Origin of the sequence: Leptolyngbya sp. UWPOB_LEPTO1 (genome assembly GCF_017302695.1) — a bacterium.
GTDB classification, from domain to species: Bacteria; Cyanobacteriota; Cyanobacteriia; order Leptolyngbyales; family Leptolyngbyaceae; genus Leptolyngbya; species Leptolyngbya boryana.
The window spans coordinates 175,284-197,938 of record NZ_JAFLCJ010000002.1 but is presented as its reverse complement, the minus strand read 5'-3'; the positions used below and the strand labels follow the sequence as shown (position 1 = coordinate 197,938).

Genomic DNA, 22,655 nt, shown 5'->3' with positions numbered 1-22,655 from the left:
GTAGATTTACGGATCGGGAAATCAAGAAACAATAAATTTCAATGCTTCCCGGTGTATGTACGGCAATCCGAAAGCGAATTGTTGAAACGACTTGTCAAAAACTCAAAAAAGTAAGCTAATATTAGTAGCTGGAATGGCAATGCGCCGTAAGAAACAGACACCTCCTCAGTGATATGTCTTCTGGCTGTAGCCCGTATGCAACATTTGTACAACTCAATTGAATTTTGGTAAATCAAAGGTATGAACCTACAGGTTGCTCATCCGATGGAGAAGTTGCAGCGTCAAGTTCAAAAATTAGTGGACTCGAAGCTGCTGAAGCCAAATGATAGTCTTTGGAAAATCGCACTGCTTTATGGGGATGATTGGAGCTTTTGGAAACAAGAATTAGAAGCATTCGAGTTTTCAATGAAAGATCCGGTCAGTGAACTATTAGCGGTTGAGAGTTGGGAAGAAGACTAATTTTTTTGAAACGGGCGATCCATTTGAGTTTCGCCCGTTTTGCTATAGATATGATTTTGCAGATTGCAGATCAAATTCGATCGCGGTTTCAGTCTCCACCTTTTCTAATTGGCATCTCTGGCTTTGGCGGCTCTGGAAAAAGTACGCTTGCTAGAGAACTCGCTCAACAATTAGAAAGCGTTGAGACTGTTTCGATCGACGAATTCTGGCTTCCCGATTGCAATGTTCTATCCGAAGATTGGATTGTGTTCGATCGAGATCGACTCAGACAGCAAGTCATTATTCCAGCCCATCAAAATCAGCCCATTACCTATCAAGTCTTCGATTGGGAACAAGGCAAGTTAGGAAACTTAAAACAGCTTCCTGCCTCAAATTATTTGATCATTGAAGGCATCAGCGTACTCCATCCAGATTTATGCTCCTATTATGGGTTCACAATCTGGGTTGATTGTCCCTTGGAACTCGCTCAGGCTCGCGGTCTAAACCGGGGAAAGACAGAATACAACATTGATGAATCCGAAATTTGGATCAATTGTTGGACACCCAACGATCGTGCTTATTTCGAGAAATATCGTCCTGACTTAAAAGCAGATTATCTCTACCGCAACTGATCCAAATTGGGGCGAACCTTAGCTCGAACTGCGATCGCGGTAATATTGTCGTGCCCATTGTATTGATTTGCCAACTCAATCAAATTCGCGACACTCTGATCCAGATTGGTCTGCGAACTCAACATTGGGTCAATATGACTTTGCCAATACGTTTCCAGCAGATCATTATCAGTTAAGCCATCCGATGCCAGAATGAGCACCATATCTTCGTTAATTTCAAAGAACTGCACATCTGGATTCACAAAATACTCGTCCCGTGGTCCTAATGCCTGAGTCAGTTGGTAGGCATCTGGGCGACCGTATGCGATTTCAGGCTCAACGCCTCGTAGAATTTCGCGTTGTCCCACTTCATGATCGAGCGTCACTTGTTGCAAACCGAGCTTGCGGGTATAGCGATACATGCGGCTATCTCCGACATGCGCGACTGCGGCTTCCGTATCTTGAACCAGCAGCATGACTAGAGTCGTCCCCATTCTGCCACTGCCTGATTTTAGTCCTTCCTGATTGACGTTATAAATCGCCTTATTCGCCTGCTGAATCGCATCCCGAATGACATCTGCCGCAGGCAACTTGGCAGGAATTTTGCCTGCATCAATCTCGCGCCAATATTGCCGGAAGAATGCTCTGAGAGAATCCAGTGCCATTTGGCTTGCCACTTCTCCACTGGCATGTCCGCCCATGCCATCGCACAGGATGTACAGCCCACGTGCTTTCACTAATCTGCCTGTAGGAGACTGTACCTTATCAATGATTGCATCGATCCCGAAGCAATCCTCGTTGTGAGTTCGCTGCCGTCCAATATCGGTTCGACCTGCATCGTCAAGGCTAAACAATAGCATCGGCAGCACGATCGTGGGCATATCATCGCCTTCTGAATCTGGCTCCGAATCGGCAAATACCGTGACGATCTCTTCAGGTGGAACTTCGGAGTTGGGAATCGGAGCTTGGGGAAAATCGGGCACTTGTGGGTCAGACATGATCTCAATCTCAGAGTCAATTAAATCAGCTTGGGTTTCTTGGGCGATCGCTTTTAGCCGTGATCTTAATTGGTCAGGTGTGGAAACAGATTCGGTACAGAGATCAGCAATCAGGAGATGCAAAGACGCAGATTGAGTCTGAGTCAATTGAGCAAGCAGTGTTTGCCAGATTGTACCCAAGTTTCGCAGGGTCGGCGCAGTTGCGCTGTTGGGTAGCAGTTGTTCGAGACACAGCAGGTGATCTTCATCGAGTCGAAGATTGGGCAAACTCAGCAAGCTCTGAGTCAGGTGATGGGGTTCGAGAACTTCCCAGAGATCCACCATTTCATAAAACCAATGCAGAATTTGCAGCATCGGAATTTGCTTATTGTGCTTGAGAAAGGTAGCGAGTTGAGTGAACTGAGATCGCGCTTCTAACACCAGAAAGTCTCGCTCTTCCTCATGCCAGGCGTTGTAAAGCAAGGGCAGAATTTGATGTAAGTAGGGTTCTAATTCGAGATAAGGTATGGCACTCGTTGGCGGGACATCAATCATCGCAGGTTTGAGCGGTTCGCGATCGAGAACTTGAATCAGCGATTGGGTCGCGTCGAGAATTTGATAGCGTGACTCAAGTTGCCAAGTCCCTCCTGGAGGAATGACTGCTAGCGATCGCACGGTTCCCGTAATCGCGCCGCATTTTGGGCATTCATAAGTACTCCAATCGACCAGTGCATCACAATTGGGGCAGGGTTTTTCAACTAATGAAGTTCCGCACGCCTGACAAAAGTTATGCTCTTCTGGGTTCTCAAATTGGCATTGAGGGCAAACCAGCATTCCAAATTCCTCGGTTCCCGATCGGGAAGTTTTCTCAATCTTACTCAGTCTTTTTCAGGGTGTAGCAATTTTAGCCTACGTTGTCTCGGTTCGGGTGGGGGGAGTGGGAGTGGGGAAGTAGGGGATAAATTCTTTTTCCTACTCCCCACTCCCTACTCCCTACCTCTTCTAAATCAACCTTCATCATTTAAAATGAATAAACCTTTTTACAGGCGTATGATTTGCCATGACTACTGCTGCTCCCGCTAAAACTCAGTATGAAGCGATTATCGGTCTTGAAACTCATTGCCAGTTAAACACTGAGACCAAGATTTTTTCCGATAGCTCAACCAAGTTCACCACTGATCCGAACGTCAATATCGATCCTGTGTGCATGGGAATGCCAGGGGTATTGCCCGTTTTGAATCAGAAAGTGCTGGAATATGCAGTTAAGGCTGGGCTAGCGTTAAATTGCCAAATTGCACCCTACAGTAAGTTTGATCGTAAACAGTATTTTTATCCTGACCTACCGAAAAATTACCAAATCTCACAATACGATTTGCCGATCGCAGAACATGGCTGGATCGAAATCGAACTGACTGACAACAAAGGCAAACCGCTGTTGGATGAAAACGGCAAAGCGAAGACGAAACGCATCGGGATCACGCGACTGCACATGGAAGAAGATGCAGGCAAACTGGTGCATGGAGGCAGCGATCGACTGGCGGGATCGACCTATTCTCTGGTTGATTACAACCGCGCGGGTGTGCCTTTGTGTGAGATTGTCTCGGAACCCGATCTGCGTACCGGATTAGAAGCGGCTGAATATGCGCAAGAAATTCGCCGGATCATGCGCTATCTCGGAGTCAGCGATGGCAACATGCAGGAAGGCTCACTGCGCTGTGATGTGAATGTGTCCGTCCGTCCGATTGGGCAAGAAGAATTCGGTGTGAAAGTCGAGATCAAGAATATGAACTCGTTTAGCGCCATTCAAAAAGCGATCGATTACGAAATTGAACGGCAAATTGCTGCGATCGAGAACGGTGAAAAGATTGTTCAAGAAACTCGATTGTGGGAAGAAGGCGCACAACGCACGATTAGTATGCGGATCAAAGAAGGATCCAGCGATTATCGCTATTTCCCGGAACCTGATTTAGGTCCGATCGAGGTTGCTCCGACGCAATTAGCAGAGTGGAAATCTCAACTGCCGGAATTGCCGAATCAGAAACGGCATCGCTATGAAGATGAGTTAGGGCTATCCGCTTACGATGCGAGAATCTTGACCGAGGACAAAGCGATCGCGGACTATTTTGAAGCAGCGATCGCAGCGAAAGCAAATCCCAAACTGGCAGCTAATTGGATTATGGGAGATATCAGTGCTTATCTAAATCAGGAGCGACTGAGTATTTCTCAATTGGCATTGCAGCCTGAAACCTTGGCGGAATTGATTGCCCTGATTGAAGACGGCACGATCAGTAACAAAATTGGGAAAGATGTCTTGCCAGAATTACTGACCACAGGTGGCTCGGCAAAGGAACTGATCGAGAAGAAAGGACTGATTCAAATTTCAGATACGGGCGCGATCGAAGCAGCGATCGATGCCGTTCTGGCAGCGAATCCGAATGAGCTAGAACAGTATCGCGCCGGGAAGACGAAGCTTTTAGGATTCTTTGTGGGTAAGGTGATGAAGGAAACCGGAGGACGGGCAGATCCAAAACTGACCAATCAACTCTTGGCAAAGAAGCTGAATCAAGGCTAAGGTGAAGTCGCAATTTGATCAGGCTCTAAGTGCGATTTGTACTCAGTAGACACATCAAACGCATCATTGTGCTTGCTTCACCGCAAAAACACTGATTTTTGTGAAGCCTTATCGAAAGATCCATGTATTTTTTACGAAGATCCGCTGAGAGGGGTTTTACCCCTCACCCCATTAATGGCATACTGTGATAAGTAGATGCACCCTGATGACAGGGGGGACTCGCCAACCGCGACCCTCCTTTTTTCTTTTTAAAGCCGAATTCCGAGTTGGCTTGCAAAGGAAATCAGAAAATGGAACCTGAGAGAAGCGTCTGATTTCCTCGCCAAAACACTAGCCTTCCATCATAACTCCCGATATAATCGCGGTTCAGGAATTAGAGAGAGGGCTACACTTCATGGCAGACTGGCAGCAAATCTCAGGCGGTATTACAGCACCTAAAGGCTACAAGGCAGCAGGAATTACTGCAGGACTCAAACCCTCCGGCTTACCCGATCTCACTCTCATCGTCTCAGAGGTAGACGCGATCGCGGCTGGAGTTTTCACTACAAGTCAAGTCCGCGCCGCTTGCGTCGATTACTGTCGAGAACGTCTTCAAACTAAATCCACCACTCGCGCGATTCTTTGTAATGCAGGACAGGCGAATGCTGCAACAGGCGCACAAGGCATGATCGATGCGCTCGAAAGCGCTCAAGCAGTCGCGCAAGCTTTAAATATTTCCTCGGATATGGTGTTGCTCGCATCAACAGGCGTGATCGGTCAACGCATTAAAATGGATGCGCTGAAATCCGGCATTCCGAATCTGGTTGCGAGTCTGAGTGAAACCGGAAGTGATGCGGCTGCAAAATCGATCGTGACCACAGATTTAGTCACGAAATCGATTGCTTTAGAAACCACGATCGGCGATCGCCCTGTTCGGATTGGTGGAATTGCTAAGGGATCGGGAATGATTCACCCGAATATGGCAACGATGTTAGCATTCGTCACTTGTGATGCAGCCGTGTCTTCTCATCTGTGGCAGCAAATGTTAAGTCGAGCTGCCGATCGCAGTTTTAATCAAATTACTGTGGATGGTGATACTAGTACGAATGATAGTTTGATTGCTTTAGCGAATGGTCAGTCGAGAACGCCTGCGATTACGGAAGCGGGAGCTGAAGCGGATAAATTAGAAGCGATGCTGACAGAAGTCTGTATTCATTTGGCAAAAGCGATCGCGAGAGACGGAGAAGGCGCGACTTGTTTGATTCAAGTTCAGGTGTCGGGTGCAAGTGATGATGAATCGGCTCGGAAAGTTGCCAGAACGATCGCGGGATCTTCGCTAGTAAAATCTGCGATTTTTGGACGCGATCCGAATTGGGGCAGAATTGCGGGAGCAGCAGGACGAGCAGATGTGATTTTTGATCAAGAAGAGTTGCAGATTACGCTTGGTGAGTTTGTGTTATTAAAAGATGGTCAGCCCCAATCGTTCGATCGCGTTGCGGCAAATGAATATTTGAAGCAACAGGCGGCGAAGAATTTAGACGGCGATCGCCAAGTTTTGGATCAGCCTGTGGTGATTGGAGTCAAGATTGGCAATGGTTCAGGCAGTGGAAAGGCTTGGGGTTGTGACCTGAGTTATGACTATGTAAAAATCAACGCGGAGTATACAACCTGATCAAAGGGTTCCGCAAATGGGCATTCCAACAATGGCACTTCCGAATGGCAAGCGAGTTTACTACTTGCGGAAACAGGAAGTGCCTGTTGTTTATGGACAGGTTCAACAATACGTTCGGAATGGGATTGAGCTACATCCAAGCGACATGTTGTTTGATGTTGGGGCAAATATTGGGTTATTTAGCCTTTGGGCGGCTGAGCAGTGTCAAAACGATTTACAGATTTATGCATTTGAGCCGATTCCAGAGGTCTTTCAAGTTTTAAAGCGCAATGCACAACTGCTGCCACAGAACAGGATGAAGGTGTTTGAGTGTGGACTCGCGCAAGCATCGAAATCGGTTGTATTTGATTACTATCCAAATCTAACCATTCTCTCGACGGCTTACTCTGATTCTTGGGAACAAACCCGATCGACGATTCGCCAAACGATCGCGACTTCACTTGCCAACCCATCGGATGATGAACCCGCTGATATCACTCTGTTACGACGATTTCCATCTTTTTTGCGATCGCTGCTGGTCAATTTCAAGTTGAATCAGCTATTGCGGGTCAAGTCGGTTCGTTGCCAGATGCGATCGCTGTCTGACATCATTCGCGATCACGACGTTCAACAGATTGATCTGCTGAAGATTGATGTTGAGGGTAGCGAATTAGATGTGCTCCTGGGAATTGAATTACAAGATTGGCATAAGATTCAGCAAATTGTAGTTGAAATTCACAATCGAGCGCAGCGAGTTGACCAAATTGCTACGTTACTCAAACAGCAGGGCTTTAGCAAAATTACGATCGAGCAAGAACCCATGTTTCAAAATACAGAGGTCTTTAATCTGTATGCTATTCGTTAGATTACTGCGATCGCAGTTGTGCTTCTAAGGCTTTGCCAATTCGATCTTGTGCTTCTTCTAAATGAGCTTTGGTGTAAATGTCTCGATCATTGACTTTCCGCATGGCTCGATCGATCGATTTCTGCAATTTTCTCAATTCATAGCGCGCGACCGTGCGAGCATCTTCAGGAACCTCAACTTCGCGCAGAATCATCGAAATCATGGCATTCATGTACTGCCGTTGCAGTGCCCGCCGCAATCCTGAGAGTTTGAGATTATCTTTGGGATTGGTCACTTCTCCCCAAATGCTCGATTGCAGACTGTCAAACAAGTCAGGAATCGTCAGTGTCGGTTGTCCTGCTTGCACTCGCAATTCGGAATCTCTGAGACGAGCTAAGCGATCGTAGTTCAGCAGGTCATACAAAACAATGCTCTGCAAAAACAGAATATTGTCATGAATCGGATAGTCCAGGTTCGAGGTTGGCTCACTGCCCCAATGTGCCCAGCGAGAAGGTGCTAGCTTATTCAGCAAATCCGGCGAAAATCGGAAAGGCTCTTCACTAAAAACATACTGATTAATCAAAGCTAAAGCTTGGCGTTGTTGCTCAACGGAGACTGGCTCAAAGGGTAATCTCCCCTTGGCATCTCCTGCTTTGAATCGGTTGAAATACTGTCCACCAATGTATTCTGGTAAAAAGAGCGAGTACTGGAAGTAGTAGTCAAGTACGGCATTAAAAGCAACCCGCACTTCATTAAAACTATCTCCTTCGACTGGAAATCGCTGGTTGACTCGATTCCACATTTCTCGCGCATTCGTTAGCTGCCACTGCGCATAAGTCAGTAAATCTCCACTGAGATCGAAGACGTTGACTTTTGGATCAAGCGTTGTCACGTCTTCATCGGTTGCATAGGCAAGCTCAGGAGTCGGAGCACGTTGAGCGATTTTATCGAGTTCGCGCTTTTCGGCTTGGGGAACTTTTGCATCGATCGGGGTGTAGCCGTATTCGATTGCCCATTCGTCATAGGCTCCAACTCGATGGGTAAAGTAATCGCCTTGCTTTGTGCCGAGGGGCGCAAGATTCACAGGTGCGTAGTCCATCACAGAAGCTGTTAACCCGCGCTGCTGTGTAATTGCGGGATTGTTTAACTCTTCTGGTTTAAGCATTGCGCTCGCATGGAAATTGTGCCGCAGTCCTAGAGTATGACCGACTTCGTGAGCAATCAATTCACGCATGAATTCTTGAGCAAATGCTTTGCGCTCAGGACTGCTTGGCAATTCATTTTGCATAATTCCTAAAAACATATTGCCGACAGCAAATTGTTTAGCAGTATCGACGCCAAAACATAGGTCTTGATAGTTGCCGAGATGAGATCCGAATCGCAAGCGAGGAATCGGTTTCTTTTCTTGTGCTTTGGCTGTTTGCGCCAGCGATCGCGCTGCCATACCATAGTTACAGAGGTTAGCATTTCCGACTAATTGCGACACGAAAGGCGCTGTTCGCATTTGGTTTTGCTCAACCAAAGTTCGATAGTCTTCTTTCATGACCCGAGTAAAGTCGGCAGACACCATGATGTCGGCATCGAGAATCTCACCGGTTAGCGGATTGACGCGCGATGGTCCCATGGCAAAGATTGCATCATTACTATTGAACCAGCGAATCGTGTTGTATCGGACATCTGCCGGGTCCCAGTCGGCTTGATCAGGCATCTGTTTTACTTCGATCGCATCTTTAAATCCAGCTTTCTCAAAGGCTTGATTCCAGAACAATGCTCCATCTCGAACTGCATCGCGATACTCTAATGGCACGCTGTTTTCGATCCAAAATACGATCGGCTGTTTGGGTTTCGACACAGGAGCGGCTGGATCTTGCTTTTGTAAGTTCCAGCGATTGATATAGCGAACAAAAGGTCGTCTAGAATTGTCGTTTGTGAAATCTTTATAGGCAGTAATAAAGTAGCCGATGCGATCGTCAGCAAGCCGAGGACGATAGCCGTTATTTTCTGGCAGTTGAGACAAGCTATAGCGAACTCTCAGCGAAAAAGCTCGACTGTCCGGCAACGTGTTGATGTAAGTGGGTGCATCAACACCTTTATCTCCGCCTGTAAAGCCAAACACAGATTCGACTTCCACATTTTGAGGAAATGCTTTGACTGTTTCAAAGTACGAAGCGCTTGCTTCTGGACTGTAAGAGCCGCCTAATGTTGCAGAGAGAACGGGTAACAATCCAGGCAGATCAGAGAGGAGTAATGGATTGAGTTCGACTAAAAAGCTTTTGCGCTCGGCATGGATACTCCGAATCGGCAAAGACTGTAGCACAGAGTCGCTAAACGATCGCTGAATCGATCGCTCAATCGGCAGACCGCGCTCGGCTCGGAAGTAAATATTGGGAACGACAAATTGAATATTGTTGTTGACTCGCCGGAAGGTGAAGAGAAAATCTCCGATCGGTAAACCGCTATAAATTCCACTCTGTCCGATGCCCGATTCGAGCGTCATCGTAGCCAGATAGTTGCGCTCTAGCTGATCGGGCAGGATTTCCGCAAACAGTTTCCCGTTTTTCTCATTGCGGTAGAGCGTGAATAATCCTTTGATCGTTTTTGTTTCTTTGATCACATCGTCAAACGGTCGAAGCTGCGATCGATCTGGCTCAGCAGTCGGTTTCTGGGCGGGTTTAGCGGAGGATTGACCCATACTTGGGACAATCCAGGGAATGCTAGCTGGCAACATCACTAACATTAACCCCAGCAGAAAAGCCAGGAACCTTGATGCTCGTTTCATTCGTGCGCTCTACTCTTCGGACAACCGTGGACGATGTTCGATCGATACTATCCCGCTCTTACGTACTTGAGTGGGATCAATCAAAAATTTAAGAGATTTTTAATCTCACTTACGATACACGGTTTAGCCCGGATTGAGCATGAACTTCTGAGCATTAACTTCCAGTTGAACAGTAATACCGCTCGCCAATTCGCCACAATTTGAGTGAGACCCCTAGGAAAATAAAGCCAGCGATCGGAGAAACATAACACACCCACAACGGGACTGAAAATTCAGCAGCTTTATTTAAAACAGCGAGCAGCGGAAAGTAGCTGACACAAGCGAGCGGAATCAAAAAAGTAAAGAATCGCTGGAACCATTTGCGATAGATCGAAAACGGATATTGCGCCGTTTCGACTCCGCCGTAAGTGAGGATATTCATGATTTCGAGCGATTCAATTGTCCAAAAGGTCAGCGTCGCCTGCACAATCACAATTCCAACAAATAGCGCAATACTGCCGAGCCAAGCGGTAAGGAGCAGCCATACTGTAGACAGAGATAAAGGAATCTGCAAAGTAGAGAGCGACCAACCTAGCACCGCTAATCCTTGGAGTAAGCGACCCATTCGCTTTAAGGTAAATTCCGTTCCGAGAAGTTGTAAAACCGTCGATCGCGGACGTAGCAATAAGCGATCGAATCCGCCGTCTCGAATCAGTTTGCCAAACAGATCAAAACCTCGCGCGATCGCATCGGCACAGGCAAACGCAGTGTTAACCGTGCCATAGAACAGCGCAACTTCAGCCAGTGTCCAGGTTCCAAGTTGGTTGAAGCGATTGAACAATGTCCAGATAGCAAAGAACTCGATCGCTGTTCCACCGAATTGTCCGATCAGTTGCAGTAAGAAAGAGACGTTGTACTGCATTTGAGCTTGAAATGAGACAGAGATATATCGTAAGTAAAGCTGTAAAGCATTCATCTCTAGCCTCCTTGGATAATCAGTCGATTCACGCCTCGACTGACGAGAAATCGCCCTAATCCGATGAGCACAACAATCCAAACGGTCTGATGAAGCAAAACATTGAGCAGTGCTTCGGGCGGTAGATTGCCTGTAAACAGGCGAAAGGGCTTATCGAGCAAACCAGAAAAGGGCAGAATTGCCAAAATGGGCTTGAACCAATCTGGAAACAAGGGCAATGGCACAATCATGCCCGACAAGATGGTGACTAAAGTTGGAGCCATTTGATTCAGTCCCTCTCCAGAAAGTGTCCACATCATTGAAACGGTCAGCAGCATGGTGAGAGCCGCAGAAAGTAGAATTGCTCCCATGAAAGCCAGCAAGAAAGCACCCAAAGATGCAACCGAAGGAGGCGGAGCTAATGCCCATTCAGTCAGTCCAATTTGCGGAAAAAGCACCATTGTCAGGATGAGTAAAGGCAAGGCACGCAGCACGATCGGAGCGGTTCGCATGGCTAAAGCACGAGTTAGCCAGAAGTTATATAAATCTGTCGGGCGCAGCAAATCATATCCGACTGCTCCAGAGCGAATCAGTTCTTGAATTTCGCGATCGCCCGACCAAGGCACGATCGCAAACAGAAAAGCTTGTCCGAGCCAGATATATCCCAATGTTTCTTGCAACGTGATCGGTTGAGCGGTCGTCGATTGCTGAAAAAAAGCTTCTAGTACCATGACTTTCAGCAATCCCCAGAAAAACTGAGTGCCAATTCCTGCCAAAGCTGCGGCGCGATATTGTAGTAAGAGCGAAAATCGCGCAACAAAGAGCGATCGATAAGCATTCATCTTGCACCTCTATACAGTTCAGCGACAATTTCCTCGATCGGTGGGTTCTCAACAAACAAATCCTCAACCTCATAGCGCTCTGTGATTTTCTGAATCAAAGTCGCAGCAGAGATTTGCAACGGATCAAAAGCGAGTGTGATCGTATGACCTTCTTGATTTAAAACACTGACTCCTGAAGCTTCAAATTGAAACTGATCGGTTTTGAGGTCAATCTTGAGATAGCGACGTGATGAAACTTGCGATCGCAGTTTTGCCAGCGACCCATCACAGAGAATCTCACCATTGCCGATGATGATGACGCGATCGCAGAGTGCCTCAATATCATCCATGTCATGGGTTGTGAGAATGGTCGTCACTTGATGCGCTTGGTTCAAGGATTTGATGAATTTCCGCACTGATAGTTTTGAAACTGCATCGAGTCCGATCGTCGGTTCATCGAGAAAGAGAATGTCCGGTCGATGCAGCATTGCCGCCGCAAAATCACAGCGCATTCTTTGCCCTAAACTCAATTGCCGCACGGGAGTATTCAGCAGGTTTTCTAAGTTCAAGAGTTCGATCATTTCCGCGCAAGTCGATCGATAAACCGATTCAGGCACTCGATAAATATCTCGCAGCAGTTCAAACGATTCGATCACGGGCAAATCCCACCAAAGCTGAGTGCGCTGACCAAAGACAACGCCAATCCGCCCCACATGCTGAATACGATCTTTCCAAGGAGTCCGTCCTCCAATCAAACAAGTGCCACCTGAAGGCACGAGAATGCCGCTCAAAATCTTAATCGTGGTCGATTTGCCTGCGCCATTTGGACCGATGTATCCCACGAGTTCTCCTGGCTCAACCGAGAACGAAATACCTTTTAAGGCTTGAACTGCTTTCGTTTTTCGATCGAACAATCCCCGCACTGATCCCCAGAGTCCAGACGTTCGTTCGGATAAGTAAAAAGTCTTGCTGAGGTCTTTGACAACGATATGAGACATAAAGTCCAGCTAAAGACAGCAGAGAAATCATAAATCCTCTCGTATTCTGATGGGTGCAGCATTACAAATCCGCTATGAATCCACATGTCGAAATTCTGTCTGATGTGCCCGCTCTCGTCGATCGTGCTCTCGAACTCGTTTTAGAGAAATTACAAAGTGCGATCGCCGAACGGAATATTGCAACGATCGCGCTTGCAGGCGGCAGCACACCCAAACCACTCTACGAAAAACTCGCTCAACAAGACTTGCCTTGGGAAAAATTGCACGTCTTTTGGGGCGATGAACGCTATGTTCCTGCCGATCATCCGGATAGTAATCAACGTATGGCAAGACTGGCATGGCTCAATCACGTCCCGATTCCGGCGGAAAATATTCATCCGATGCAGATGGATGCGATTGATCCGACGATCGCAGCCGATCGACACGAAGCAGAAGTCAAAAAATTCTTCAACTCAAAACCGGGAGAATTCCCTGCATTTGATGTGATTTTGCTTGGTATTGGCGATGATGCTCATACGGCTTCTCTGTTTCCGCATACTCAGGCGTTACAGGTCTGCGATCGCCTCATCACCGTGGGCAACAAAGACGGCAATCCTCGCATTACGTTCACAGTGCCGCTGATCAACGCAGCCCACACCGTCATTTTCATGGTCGCAGGTTCAAACAAACACCACGCACTCACTCAGATTTTCGCCGATCAAGCTGATACGGATACTTATCCAGCGCGGCTGATTCAGCCTCAAGGAGAATTGTGGTGGTTATTGGATCAATCCACGAATTTCAGTAAAGAAAACTGAATATTGGAAGACTTGGGTTTACAATCGGCTTCATCGATTAGGAGTTGAATTGTATCAATGAGCAACCTGATTTCCTCAAACCGTCTGAAACTTGGACGCGCTTTATCCCTCGCTGCCGTCACTCTCACGGTTGGAATTCTGGCGGCTGCCTGCCAAGAATCCGCCCCGCCCACATCTCAAGGTCAAGGAGCAACGTCTGGAAATTCTACCCCTGCTAAAGGTCTCAAGATTGGTTCACTCCTACCTTCAACGGGGGATCTTGCGTCTGTCGGACAGCAAATGGTCGCTTCAGTGCCGATGCTGGTTGATACGGTCAATGCCTGTGGGGGTGTGAATGGTGAGCCGATGACGCTCGTGAGTGTCGATGATCAAACTGATCCCGCCGCAGGTGCAGAAGGGATGACCCGCCTTGCTGAGAAAGAGAGAGTTGCAGGCGTTGTCGGTTCGTTTGCCAGTAGTGTTTCGACTGCCGCTTTACCGATCGCGGTTCGTAATAAAGTCGTCTTGATTTCACCAGGAAGTACTAGCCCTGTCTTTACCCAAGCTGCCAAAGAAGGTAAATATCAAGGCTACTGGGCAAGAACGGCTCCCCCTGATACCTATCAAGCTCAGGCATTAGCCAGACTGGCAACCGAGCGCAACTTGGATACAGCAGGCACGATCGTGATTAATAATGATTATGGCGTTGGCTTTGAACAGGAGTTTGTTAAAGCGTTTGAATCGCAAGGCGGCAAAGTGCTGAACAAAGCAAGACCCACTCGCTATGATCCGAAAGCAACAACGGTTGAAACCGAAGCTGCTGCTGCCTTTGCCGGGAATCCGAAAGCTGTTGCCGCTGTTCTCTATGCGGATACAGGAAGCTTGATTGTCAAATCGGCATATGAGCAGGGCAAACGATCGCAGTTTCTCTTGACGGATGGCGTTTATTCTCAAGATTTTGTGGATAAAGTTGGCAAAGGGCAAGACGGAAAATCGATTTTGACTGGTGCGTTAGGAACGGTTCCAGGCGCGAGTGGCAAGAGTTTAGATGCGTTTACTAAGTTGTGGGAAGAGAAGCAGAAGCGCCCGTTAGTTGCGTATGCGGCTCATGCTTGGGATGCAGCAGCGATTCTAGCTTTAGCGGCACAGGCAGCGAAGTCGAATAGCGGTGAAGCGATGAAAGATAAACTCCGCGAAGTCACGAATACCCCTGGAGAAGAAGTGACTGACGTTTGTAAAGGTCTGGCATTGCTGAAAGAGGGCAAAGATATCAATTACCAGGGTGCAAGTGGTGATGTCGATATCGATGCAGCAGGCGATGTGGTTGGCTCTTACGATGTTTGGACAGTCAAGGATGATGGTAAATTGGCAACGATCGGGAAAGTGAAACCGTAGTGTCAAGAGTGGGGAGTGGGGAGTGGGGAGTAGAGTGTGTATTTCCCCATCTCCCTATCTCCCCATCTCCCTGTAAGATCAGAGCAGTGTCGTTCTGAACCTTGAAATTATGACTGCTCAAGCATCTTCTTCAATTTATGATTTCTCAGCGAATAGCTTAGAAGGTCAGCCTGTTTCACTCAGCACGTTCAAAGATAAAGTATTGCTGATCGTGAATACTGCAAGTCAATGTGGATTTACACCCCAGTATCAAGGCTTACAATCGATTTATAATAAGTTTGAGAATCAAGGATTTGCAGTTTTAGGATTTCCCTGTAATCAATTCGGGCAACAAGAACCCGGAACCGCGAGTGAGATTCAATCCTTCTGTGAAACTCGCTTTGGGGTAACATTCCCATTGTTTGAAAAAGTCGATGTCAATGGCAGCAATGCTCACCCCCTGTTCAAGTATTTGACCAAATCTGCACCGGGCATTTTTGGAACTGAAGGAATCAAGTGGAACTTCACAAAATTCTTAGTCGATCGCTCTGGTAAGGTCGTCAAGCGTTATCCGTCTACAACCAAACCAGAAGAAATCGAAAAAGATATTCAAGCGCTGCTCTAAGCTGGATCGCGTTCTAACTGACAGTAAGGGCGACTGTAGCTTAACGGTGGCTCCAGAGCGTGTTCAGCGAGTAAATCAGGATCGCTCATGACCTTCTCAGTCGGACCATCATAAACGACTCGCCCTTTACTCAAAACGATCGTGCGCTTACACAGTTCCAACGCCAAATCTAAGTCATGCGTTGCAATTAACTGCGTCAGAGGCAAGCTATCGAGCAATTCGATCAGTTAGATCCGCGATCGCGGATCTAACTGTGCGGACGGTTCATCAAGCACCATAACTCATGTTTTGGTGCTTGAAAATAAAGTGCCTGTCCGAACAAAAGAATCGCGATCATAATTCTGAGTGCCAGAATATTAAGTTCCTAAAAACTCGACTCCTGCGCCGATGAGCGACTTCGCAGCTTTGAGAATTGCTGCTTGAGACGACGAATCCCCAGAGGCAAAAATCCCCAGAGTGGGCAGAACGCAAATGGCACTGGAATTGCAGTAAAGCGAGTAATCGTACCATCTCGCTGCCCTGCCAAGAGCGAACCAGTACCATCCAAAGTAAGTCCTTCAATCTCTCCTGTTCCCAATGGGATAAGTGTTTGCTGCAAAACACCAGCCCCGTTAAATCGCTGTACAGAAGTAGCGGTTGATACTAAGACATCCCCTGTACTGTCAATAACGACATCAATAACTCCAGGTAAGCCTGATACCAATGTTGATTGAAACACCCCGGCACTGTCGTATCGTGTGATTGAGTCAGATCCTCGGTTTGCAACAAGAACCTCTCCGGTCGCACTATTGATTGCTATTCCAAGTGGATTGCTTAGATTCGATGTGGTAAACGTGCCCAGGAAAGTTCCTGTGCTGCTGAATCTACCGATAGAAGGGGCAGAGTAACTTGAAACCAACACATTTCCACTGCTCTCGATCGCGATACCCCCAGGCTCATTGAATGGAGTACTTCCTAGTAGCACTCCACTACTGTTGTAACGCTGCAACTCATTAGCATTAAAGTTAGCAGCGAAAATTGTACCCGTGCTGTCTGCTGCAATTCCCCAAGGACCGTTCAAATTTGTTCCAAATTGGGACAGCAAGCCTCCGCTGCTGTTGTAGCGTCGAATCCAACCGCCATCATAACTTGTTGCAAGTATTTCACCAGTGCTTGTCAGTGCTAGATCACTGGTGGGCACTCCAGTGTTTGCAAAGAATACTCCAGTTGGATTGTAGGACAACGCCACTGCTGCTTTTGATGGGCTAAGGCTCAGCGTAGCTGTAAGCGCTACAGTGCCTAATCCAAGTCTGCATGACCTGAATGATGCTCGCTTTTTCGTGTTCGAGGATCGAATTATTCTACTCATTTGAATTGTCATCACAGAATCACCGACTTGAATCAATGGCTGCCCTATTCAAGCGGTTGTTGCGATTTTATTTCTTCCGCATTTTTTCGTGAAAAAATCGGATATGCACTTTCGTCGTAGCTATATTGGCGTAGCCTCAATATTCAGTCAGTGAGATGCAGTACTGGACTCAGCAAAAAGCTTTGCAGTCGAAATCGAAAAATCTAGCCAAAGGTCTTATTTAAGATCCTCTAGCTGGCAGTAAGGGCGACTATAGCTTAAAGGTGGCTCTAGTGCATGTTGAGCAAGCAGGTCAGGATCACTCATGACTTTCTCAGTTGAACCATCGTAAACCACTCGACCCTTACTGAGTACGATCGTGCGCTTACACAGTTCCAACGCCAAATCTAAATCATGCGTCGCAATCAACTGTGTCAGAGGCAAGCTATCGAGCAATTCGATCAGTTGTCTTCGCGATCGCGGATCTAACTGTGCCGAAGGTTCATCTAACACGAGAACCTGCGGCTGCATGGCAAGAACACCTGCGATCGCGACTCGCTTTTTCTCCCCACCTGATAAACCATTTGCGCTTCTCGACCCAAACAGCTCCGGATCAAGTCCCACACAGTTCATCGCGGTTGTTGCTCGATCGATTAATTCCTGCCCGTGAATCTCTTGATTTAGAGGTCCAAAGGTCACATCTTCCCAAACCGTTGGCATGAATAGCTGATCATCTGGATTCTGAAACACAATGCCAACAAAATTGCGAATCTGCTTAAGATACTGAGGCTCAACCGGAAGCTCACCCACAATGACCTGTCCCACTTGCGGTGTGATCAATCCATTAAAGTGCATTAAGAGTGTCGATTTGCCTGAACCATTTGCCCCCACAAGCGCAACTCGCTCAGTCGCACCAATTGAAATCGTAATTCCATTCAGTGCGCGATTGCCATCTGGATAGCAGTAGGAAAGGTTATAGATTTCAATCGGATTATGGTGCATGAAAAGTAATTGCTTGTCCGAACAAAAGAACCGAGATCATAATTGTGAGTGCTAGAATATCGCCCCTACCTCCGGACTGAGTTTCTGCCAGTGGAGGAAGACCTTGATATCCTCTCGCGAGCATCGCTTGATGGACTCGTTCTCCTCGCTCATAGGTGCGAATGAACAGCGAGCCAAACATATTGCCAACGATGATGCGTTGGCGCTTGGGATTTCCCATTAAATTGCGCGATCGTGCTGCTTTCTGCATCGAATGAAACTCATCGATCAGCACTGCAATATAGCGATACATGGATGCGAGAATTGCGACAAGCAACGGTGGCATTTTCAGTGCAGTTAATGCATGAAGCAATGCTGGAACCGAGGTCGTTAGAATTAAAGTATTCAATATCAGTAATGATAAGAACGCTTTAAGTGAGACACTCCCTAAAACGGTTAAGCCTTCAGTTGTAATTTGTATCCAACCCCATCGAAATAGGGTGTGCCCGCCGTCTCGAAACAAGGTTCCGAGCAGAACCACACCAATAAAAACAAATTCAACGGCAACGCGCCTGAATAAGACCCATAATCGAACACGACTCAAAAGCATAATCAGCCCGACTGCACCTGCATAAACTGCCCAAGTCAGCCAGCGACCATTGGGGGTAAGCGCGATCGCAAAGACTAAAAGTAAGGTGCACAGTAAACGCGACTTTGGAGTCAACCGATGCCAAAGCGTTTGATTTTTTTCAGCTTCCACAAGGTGCATTGCACCCAGGTGTAACAGGATCATTGAGATCTCCTAGACAAGTGTGGATCTCTGTTGAAAATAGTTAGAATCGCCCCCTAAGTTCCCAGAGTCAGGAATTTTAGGAGGCTAAAGGTCATGAGAACGCAGCAATTACTTCTCGCCTAGCGATCGCGAATCAAAACCTTCCCTGCACCCCATGCCAATCCAAAGGTCACTAATGTTCCAATCAATCCAGCCGCAGGAGTCGAAATTTGTTCTGGAACTCCTCGCAACTGATACTCCTCAAACACTTGATAAAACGGCAACTTATGCGCGATCGGCTCCTCTGCTGCCTTTTGCTCAAACCCTTGATCCTGAGCAACGCGATCGAGTCCATCCGGATCAGAACTAGCAAACGGCGACAAAAGCACTGCAACCAACAGCGCAACTCCCAATCCCGAAATCACAAACGCTCGATTTCGAGTCTGTGAAACTTGAGTCATACTACCCCCTAAATTACCGTGAAGAATAAGAACGATCCGGTTCCAAAGCTCCCAATCTTGGCGCTTTATAAATCAAATCTGGACGAGTCTTAAAAATATAGCTCACAGCAATCACCGTAATGATCGCTTCCCCGATTCCAATCATGACATGCCAAAATGTCATCGCTGATAATGCAACTGGTAACGGAACTGTTCCAGAAATTGCAAGCTGAACTGCACAGATGATTGCAGCCACAACCACACTTGTCCAACTCGCGATCGCGCTTCCGGTCAAAACCCCTTTCAAGGAATCTCTCCCCATCATGTAGCGAATGGTGCGGTAAAGGTAATACCCGCCAAATGTTCCAATCAACCCCATATTGAAGATATTTGCGCCGAGTGCAGTCACCCCGCCATCTTGAAACAGAAACGCCTGTACGATAAACACGACCGACATCACGAGCGATCCCGCCCAAGGACCCAGTAACACACCCGCTAATGTTCCACCGAGCAAGTGTCCTGAAGTGCCGCCTGGAATCGGGAAATTAATCATCTGAGCTGCAAAAATAAAAGCAGCGCAAACGCCCATCAACGGCACAGCCCGCTCTTGATAATCTGATTGGACTTGTCTCAGGCTAATGGCGACGAGTGCAAGTGCACAGATCCAAGTAATTAACGTAACCGGTAGATTCAGAAAGCCATCTGGAACATGCAGGGCAAGCTGAGTCGAAACAAAAACCATATTTGCCTATCTCCAATACGACATTCTCGGATGAGAAGAAATGCTTAGGACAAACTTTGTGGAGGTCGGGGATGAACCCTCAGTAAAATTGACCTATCTCTGAGAATTCAATCCCCTCTAGGAGGATGACGGGCGGAATTTAAGCGAGACTTAAGAATTCAACAACTTTCTTGAATCTTCCTCTAGACAAAGTGCGCGATCACGCGCTAAGATACGCGATTGTGAGTTTTGCAAGCCCTTTATGAACGCGCAAGAAATCATCCGCTCAATTGAAGCGGAACAAATAAAAGACAATCTCCCAACGATTTACATTGGGGATACGGTTCGCGTCGGCGTAATCATTCAAGAGGGCGATAAGGAACGGACGCAGCCGTATGAAGGCGTTGTGATCGCAAAAGGTAGTGCAGGTCTTACCCAGAGCATCACTGTACGTCGGGTTTTCCAAGGCGTAGGTGTGGAACGGGTCTTCCTGGTTCACTCCCCACGAATTGAAAGCATCAAAATCATGCGTCGGGCGAAAGTGCGTCGGGCTAAGTTGTACTATCTGCGCGATCGCGTTGGTAAGGCGACCCGCTTGAAGCAGCGTTTCGATCGTCCCTTGGTCTAGTGGTTAAAGTGCACTCGGTTTTTTTAGCTAGAATGCACAACACCTGGTAGACTAGATAAAGAACGCAATTCAGAGTCGTTCAGCATATGCGCTCTTAGTTCAGTTGGTAGAACGCAGGTCTCCAAAACCTGATGTCGGGGGTTCAAGTCCTCCAGGGCGCGCTGAATTACTCTGATTTTGCATGTAATAGGATTTTTTCGGTAGTGTGCCGCGATCGACAAAAATCATTATCATAAAAGTTCGGTCGAACAATGGAGCAGAGCAGTGGCAAAGAAAGGCGAGTCAGCTTTGGAGCAAAAATCAGGATTTAATCCGAACGAGTTCGCAAAAGAAACGAAGGAAGAACTCGACAAAGTTGTGTGGCCTAGCCGTCAGCAACTGATTGGAGAATCGCTTTCTGTGATTTTGATGGTCACGCTCTCTGCTAGCTTGATTTACTTTGTTGATCAGTTCTTTCATTGGGCACAAGTGAGAGTATTCGGATGACATTTACCTCAGACGAAACGCAGTACGACGATCGCTCCGAAGAAAACTTGGAGGCAGAGCTAGCCAAAGGTGCTCGATGGTATGCTGTCCAGGTCGCATCCGGCTGTGAAAAGCGCGTCAAAATGAATTTAGAGCAACGGATCGAGACGCTCGACGTTGTGAACCGGATTTTGGAAGTTCAAATTCCTGAAACGCCCATTCTCAAGCACCAAAAAGACGGACGAGCCAAGGAATCGGCTGAGAAAGTTTTCCCAGGCTATGTCCTCGTCAAAATGGTGATGGATGACGAAACGTGGCAGGTAATTAAGAACACCCCCAACGTGATTAACTTCGTCGGCGCGGAGCAAAAACGGCGCTACGGACGAGGCAGAGGTCACGTCAAACCAATGCCATTGGGGCATGGAGAAGTGGAACGCATCTTCAAACAGTCCCAAGAGCAGGAGCCTGTCAGAAAAATTGACATGGCGATGGGCGATAAGATTACGGTGCTTTCAGGTCCATTCAAAGACTTTGAAGGCGAAGTCATCGAACTCAGCCCAGAGCGGAACAAGCTCAAAGCACTTCTATCTATCTTTGGGCGTGAAACCCCGGTAGAACTAGAAGTGAACCAAGTGCAGAAAATTTAATCGGCTTTCAGAAAGTCAAGATCGATGGCAAAAAAAGTAACCGCAGTGATCAAGCTGGCGATCAACGCTGGCAAGGCGAATCCTGCACCCCCGATCGGACCTGCACTGGGTCAGCACGGGGTCAATATCATGATGTTCTGCAAGGAATATAACGCGAGAACTGCTGACCAAGCAGGGATGGTTGTACCTGTAGAAATCTCTGTTTACGAAGACCGTAGCTTCACGTTCATTCTCAAAACGCCTCCTGCCTCGAAGCTGATTGCAAAAGCAGCCGGAATCGAAACAGGCTCAGGCGAACCGAACAAAAAGAAAGTGGGCAAGATTACTCAAGCTCAACTCGAAGATATCGCGAAGACCAAAATGCCTGACCTCAATGCCAACGACATTGAAGCAGCTAAGAAAATCATCGCTGGAACCGCTCGTAACATGGGCGTAACCATCACCGACTAGTTCAATTTTTCGGGGGAGAGATTTTCTCGCCATTTACCCCAGGAGACACATGGTAAAGAAACTATCAAAGCGCACCAGAGAACTGCGTGCAAAGGTTCAAGACAAGGCTTATGCGCCGCTTGAAGCCTTGCAATTGCTCAAAGAAACAGCAACTGCGAAATTTCCTGAATCGGCTGAGGCGCACATTCGTCTCGGTATCGATCCCAAGTACACCGACCAACAGTTAAGAACCACCGTTGCACTGCCGAAAGGAACGGGTCAAGAAATCCGAGTCGCGGTCATTGCTCGTGGTGAAAAAGTAACGGAAGCAACGAACGCAGGCGCGGATATTGCAGGTTCTGAAGAACTGATCGATGAAATCCAGAAAGGACGGATGGACTTCGATCTGCTGATTGCAACTCCCGACGTGATGCCTCAAGTTGCAAAACTTGGTCGTGTGCTAGGTCCACGTGGTTTGATGCCTTCGCCGAAAGGTGGTACGGTGACCTTTGATCTGCCGCAAGCGATCGCTGAATTCAAAGCAGGTAAGCTTGAATTCCGGGCAGATCGGACTGGGATCGTCCACGTTCTATTTGGTAAAGCAGGCTTTTCCGCAGAAGATTTGTTGACGAACCTGAAAGCCCTGCAAGAAACGATCGATCGAAATCGTCCTGCTGGTGCAAAAGGACGCTATTGGCGTACAATGTACGTGTCGTCAACGATGGGTCCGTCCATTGAGGTCGATATCAACGCATTGCGTGACCTCAAGGTTGGAGACGCTGCTTAGACAAAAGTTTTTCAACTGAATATCCAAACCAAAGACAGCAGGTGGTTAAAGCCTTAATGTCCTGCCGAGGTTTGATTTT

General features: G+C 47.4%; 24 protein-coding genes, 1 tRNA gene and 1 other annotated feature (1 of these 26 only partly in view). Of the genes, 14 read left to right on the top strand and 11 right to left on the bottom strand.

Translation table 11 applies throughout. The features are described 5' to 3' along the window. Positions 1-240: 240 nt before the first annotated feature. Both J0L70_RS03780 and J0L70_RS03775 read left to right on the top strand, forming a co-directional pair. Positions 241-459, top strand: coding sequence for a DUF4327 family protein (locus tag J0L70_RS03780; RefSeq protein ID WP_017287837.1), 219 nt, complete (start codon positions 241-243; stop codon positions 457-459). A gap of 50 nt (positions 460-509) precedes the next feature. After that, complete coding sequence (locus J0L70_RS03775) at positions 510-1,070, top strand: uridine kinase family protein (RefSeq protein ID WP_017287838.1); 561 nt, start codon at positions 510-512, stop codon at positions 1,068-1,070. Here J0L70_RS03775 and J0L70_RS03770 read toward each other — a convergent pair. Further along, positions 1,058-2,860 (bottom strand): serine/threonine phosphatase, encoded by a 1,803-nt coding sequence (locus J0L70_RS03770; protein WP_287453163.1) that lies wholly within the window; start codon positions 2,858-2,860, stop codon positions 1,058-1,060. The genes J0L70_RS03775 and J0L70_RS03770 overlap by 13 nt on opposite strands. Positions 2,861-3,086: 226 nt before the next feature. On the opposite strand from J0L70_RS03770, the gene gatB reads away from it, so the two are divergent. The 3 genes from gatB (at position 3,087) to J0L70_RS03755 (ending at position 7,093) form a co-directional block, all read left to right on the top strand. After that, positions 3,087-4,598, top strand: coding sequence for an Asp-tRNA(Asn)/Glu-tRNA(Gln) amidotransferase subunit GatB (gatB, locus tag J0L70_RS03765; protein WP_017287840.1), 1,512 nt, complete (start codon positions 3,087-3,089; stop codon positions 4,596-4,598). 394 nt (positions 4,599-4,992) lie between these two features. After that, entirely contained in the window at positions 4,993-6,249 is a 1,257-nt protein-coding gene (argJ, locus tag J0L70_RS03760) for a bifunctional ornithine acetyltransferase/N-acetylglutamate synthase (RefSeq protein WP_287453162.1), read from the top strand. A 16-nt stretch (positions 6,250-6,265) separates the two neighbouring features. Beyond that, the gene (locus tag J0L70_RS03755) at positions 6,266-7,093 is read left to right on the top strand and encodes an FkbM family methyltransferase (RefSeq protein ID WP_287453161.1); all 828 of its coding nucleotides are present in this window, start codon (positions 6,266-6,268) and stop codon (positions 7,091-7,093) included. 1 nt (position 7,094) lies between these two features. On the opposite strand, the gene J0L70_RS03750 is transcribed toward J0L70_RS03755, so the two are convergent. The 4 genes from J0L70_RS03750 to J0L70_RS03735 form a co-directional block, all read right to left on the bottom strand. After that, a complete protein-coding gene (locus tag J0L70_RS03750; RefSeq protein WP_268184416.1) occupies positions 7,095-9,851 on the bottom strand; it encodes a zinc-dependent metalloprotease in 2,757 nt (918 codons plus the stop codon). A gap of 154 nt (positions 9,852-10,005) precedes the next feature. Continuing rightward, positions 10,006-10,806 (bottom strand): ABC transporter permease, encoded by an 801-nt coding sequence (locus tag J0L70_RS03745; RefSeq protein WP_287453159.1) that lies wholly within the window; start codon positions 10,804-10,806, stop codon positions 10,006-10,008. Between the two features lie 2 nt (positions 10,807-10,808). Continuing rightward, positions 10,809-11,627: an ABC transporter permease gene (locus tag J0L70_RS03740; RefSeq protein ID WP_287453158.1), complete on the bottom strand. Its 819-nt coding sequence runs from the start codon at positions 11,625-11,627 to the stop codon at positions 10,809-10,811. After that, a complete protein-coding gene (locus J0L70_RS03735; protein WP_287453156.1) occupies positions 11,624-12,604 on the bottom strand; it encodes an ABC transporter ATP-binding protein in 981 nt (326 codons plus the stop codon). The genes J0L70_RS03740 and J0L70_RS03735 overlap by 4 nt, the downstream gene beginning before the upstream one ends. 74 nt (positions 12,605-12,678) lie before the next feature. On the opposite strand from J0L70_RS03735, the gene pgl reads away from it, so the two are divergent. The 3 genes from pgl (at position 12,679) to J0L70_RS03720 (ending at position 15,379) form a co-directional block, all read left to right on the top strand. Next, complete coding sequence (gene pgl / locus J0L70_RS03730) at positions 12,679-13,401, top strand: 6-phosphogluconolactonase (RefSeq protein ID WP_287453155.1); 723 nt, start codon at positions 12,679-12,681, stop codon at positions 13,399-13,401. A gap of 57 nt (positions 13,402-13,458) precedes the next feature. After that, positions 13,459-14,775, top strand: coding sequence for an ABC transporter substrate-binding protein (locus tag J0L70_RS03725; protein WP_287453154.1), 1,317 nt, complete (start codon positions 13,459-13,461; stop codon positions 14,773-14,775). Between the two features lie 109 nt (positions 14,776-14,884). Then, positions 14,885-15,379 (top strand): glutathione peroxidase, encoded by a 495-nt coding sequence (locus J0L70_RS03720; RefSeq protein ID WP_017287849.1) that lies wholly within the window; start codon positions 14,885-14,887, stop codon positions 15,377-15,379. Here the strand turns inward: J0L70_RS03720 and J0L70_RS03715 are convergent. The 6 genes from J0L70_RS03715 to cbiM form a co-directional block, all read right to left on the bottom strand. Beyond that, positions 15,376-15,585, bottom strand: coding sequence for a hypothetical protein (locus tag J0L70_RS03715; RefSeq protein WP_287453153.1), 210 nt, complete (start codon positions 15,583-15,585; stop codon positions 15,376-15,378). The genes J0L70_RS03720 and J0L70_RS03715 overlap by 4 nt on opposite strands. A gap of 158 nt (positions 15,586-15,743) precedes the next feature. Then, on the bottom strand, positions 15,744-16,607 hold the full coding sequence (locus tag J0L70_RS03710; RefSeq protein ID WP_268184427.1) for an NHL repeat-containing protein: 864 nt from the start codon (positions 16,605-16,607) through the stop codon (positions 15,744-15,746). Positions 16,608-16,943: 336 nt separating this feature from the next. Then, positions 16,944-17,708: an energy-coupling factor ABC transporter ATP-binding protein gene (locus J0L70_RS03705; RefSeq protein WP_017287852.1), complete on the bottom strand. Its 765-nt coding sequence runs from the start codon at positions 17,706-17,708 to the stop codon at positions 16,944-16,946. Continuing rightward, on the bottom strand, positions 17,698-18,480 hold the full coding sequence (gene cbiQ / locus J0L70_RS03700) for a cobalt ECF transporter T component CbiQ (protein WP_017287853.1): 783 nt from the start codon (positions 18,478-18,480) through the stop codon (positions 17,698-17,700). The genes J0L70_RS03705 and cbiQ overlap by 11 nt, the downstream gene beginning before the upstream one ends. Positions 18,481-18,599: 119 nt before the next feature. Next, positions 18,600-18,920 (bottom strand): PDGLE domain-containing protein, encoded by a 321-nt coding sequence (locus tag J0L70_RS03695; RefSeq protein ID WP_190649806.1) that lies wholly within the window; start codon positions 18,918-18,920, stop codon positions 18,600-18,602. A gap of 13 nt (positions 18,921-18,933) precedes the next feature. After that, positions 18,934-19,641 carry a cobalt transporter CbiM gene (gene cbiM, locus J0L70_RS03690; protein ID WP_017287855.1) on the bottom strand — a complete coding sequence of 236 codons (708 nt, stop codon included), beginning with the start codon at positions 19,639-19,641 and terminating at the stop codon, positions 18,934-18,936. A 241-nt stretch (positions 19,642-19,882) separates the two neighbouring features. On the opposite strand from cbiM, the gene rplS reads away from it, so the two are divergent. The 6 genes from rplS to rplA all read left to right on the top strand — a co-directional run bounded on the left by rplS (position 19,883) and on the right by rplA (position 22,576). Beyond that, on the top strand, positions 19,883-20,248 hold the full coding sequence (gene rplS / locus J0L70_RS03685) for a 50S ribosomal protein L19 (protein WP_017287856.1): 366 nt from the start codon (positions 19,883-19,885) through the stop codon (positions 20,246-20,248). Positions 20,249-20,336: 88 nt separating this feature from the next. Continuing rightward, positions 20,337-20,409, top strand: a tRNA-Trp gene (locus J0L70_RS03680). Between the two features lie 103 nt (positions 20,410-20,512). Next, complete coding sequence (secE, locus tag J0L70_RS03675) at positions 20,513-20,734, top strand: preprotein translocase subunit SecE (RefSeq protein WP_017287857.1); 222 nt, start codon at positions 20,513-20,515, stop codon at positions 20,732-20,734. Further along, positions 20,731-21,360 (top strand): transcription termination/antitermination protein NusG, encoded by a 630-nt coding sequence (gene nusG / locus J0L70_RS03670; RefSeq protein ID WP_017287858.1) that lies wholly within the window; start codon positions 20,731-20,733, stop codon positions 21,358-21,360. Before secE ends, nusG begins: the two co-directional genes overlap by 4 nt. 24 nt (positions 21,361-21,384) lie before the next feature. Then, entirely contained in the window at positions 21,385-21,810 is a 426-nt protein-coding gene (gene rplK / locus J0L70_RS03665; protein ID WP_017287859.1) for a 50S ribosomal protein L11, read from the top strand. A gap of 49 nt (positions 21,811-21,859) precedes the next feature. Continuing rightward, positions 21,860-22,576, top strand: a complete 717-nt coding sequence (rplA, locus tag J0L70_RS03660; protein ID WP_017287860.1) for a 50S ribosomal protein L1 — start codon at positions 21,860-21,862, stop codon at positions 22,574-22,576. A 10-nt stretch (positions 22,577-22,586) separates the two neighbouring features. Further along, positions 22,587-22,655, top strand: a sequence feature (ribosomal protein L10 leader region) (it continues 77 nt past the right edge of the window).

Excerpts from the sequence above, each read along its gene's own strand:
- rplA (WP_017287860.1), top strand. The coding sequence starts at position 21,860 with ATGGTAAAGAAACTATCAAAGCGCACCAGAGAACTGCGTGCAAAGGTT.
- J0L70_RS03780 (WP_017287837.1), top strand. The coding sequence starts at position 241 with ATGAACCTACAGGTTGCTCATCCGATGGAGAAGTTGCAGCGTCAAGTT.
- J0L70_RS03720 (WP_017287849.1), top strand. The coding sequence starts at position 14,885 with ATGACTGCTCAAGCATCTTCTTCAATTTATGATTTCTCAGCGAATAGC.
- J0L70_RS03770 (WP_287453163.1), bottom strand. The coding sequence starts at position 2,860 with ATGCTGGTTTGCCCTCAATGCCAATTTGAGAACCCAGAAGAGCATAAC.
- J0L70_RS03745 (WP_287453159.1), bottom strand. The coding sequence starts at position 10,806 with ATGAATGCTTTACAGCTTTACTTACGATATATCTCTGTCTCATTTCAA.
- argJ (WP_287453162.1), top strand. The coding sequence starts at position 4,993 with ATGGCAGACTGGCAGCAAATCTCAGGCGGTATTACAGCACCTAAAGGC.
- rplK (WP_017287859.1), top strand. The coding sequence starts at position 21,385 with ATGGCAAAAAAAGTAACCGCAGTGATCAAGCTGGCGATCAACGCTGGC.
- cbiM (WP_017287855.1), bottom strand. The coding sequence starts at position 19,641 with ATGGTTTTTGTTTCGACTCAGCTTGCCCTGCATGTTCCAGATGGCTTT.
- nusG (WP_017287858.1), top strand. The coding sequence starts at position 20,731 with ATGACATTTACCTCAGACGAAACGCAGTACGACGATCGCTCCGAAGAA.
- J0L70_RS03755 (WP_287453161.1), top strand. The coding sequence starts at position 6,266 with ATGGGCATTCCAACAATGGCACTTCCGAATGGCAAGCGAGTTTACTAC.
- J0L70_RS03740 (WP_287453158.1), bottom strand. The coding sequence starts at position 11,627 with ATGAATGCTTATCGATCGCTCTTTGTTGCGCGATTTTCGCTCTTACTA.
- gatB (WP_017287840.1), top strand. The coding sequence starts at position 3,087 with ATGACTACTGCTGCTCCCGCTAAAACTCAGTATGAAGCGATTATCGGT.
- J0L70_RS03735 (WP_287453156.1), bottom strand. The coding sequence starts at position 12,604 with ATGTCTCATATCGTTGTCAAAGACCTCAGCAAGACTTTTTACTTATCC.
- rplS (WP_017287856.1), top strand. The coding sequence starts at position 19,883 with ATGAACGCGCAAGAAATCATCCGCTCAATTGAAGCGGAACAAATAAAA.
- cbiQ (WP_017287853.1), bottom strand. The coding sequence starts at position 18,480 with ATGATCCTGTTACACCTGGGTGCAATGCACCTTGTGGAAGCTGAAAAA.
- J0L70_RS03695 (WP_190649806.1), bottom strand. The coding sequence starts at position 18,920 with ATGACTCAAGTTTCACAGACTCGAAATCGAGCGTTTGTGATTTCGGGA.
- J0L70_RS03725 (WP_287453154.1), top strand. The coding sequence starts at position 13,459 with ATGAGCAACCTGATTTCCTCAAACCGTCTGAAACTTGGACGCGCTTTA.
- J0L70_RS03705 (WP_017287852.1), bottom strand. The coding sequence starts at position 17,708 with ATGCACCATAATCCGATTGAAATCTATAACCTTTCCTACTGCTATCCA.
- pgl (WP_287453155.1), top strand. The coding sequence starts at position 12,679 with ATGAATCCACATGTCGAAATTCTGTCTGATGTGCCCGCTCTCGTCGAT.
- J0L70_RS03750 (WP_268184416.1), bottom strand. The coding sequence starts at position 9,851 with ATGAAACGAGCATCAAGGTTCCTGGCTTTTCTGCTGGGGTTAATGTTA.
- J0L70_RS03775 (WP_017287838.1), top strand. The coding sequence starts at position 510 with ATGATTTTGCAGATTGCAGATCAAATTCGATCGCGGTTTCAGTCTCCA.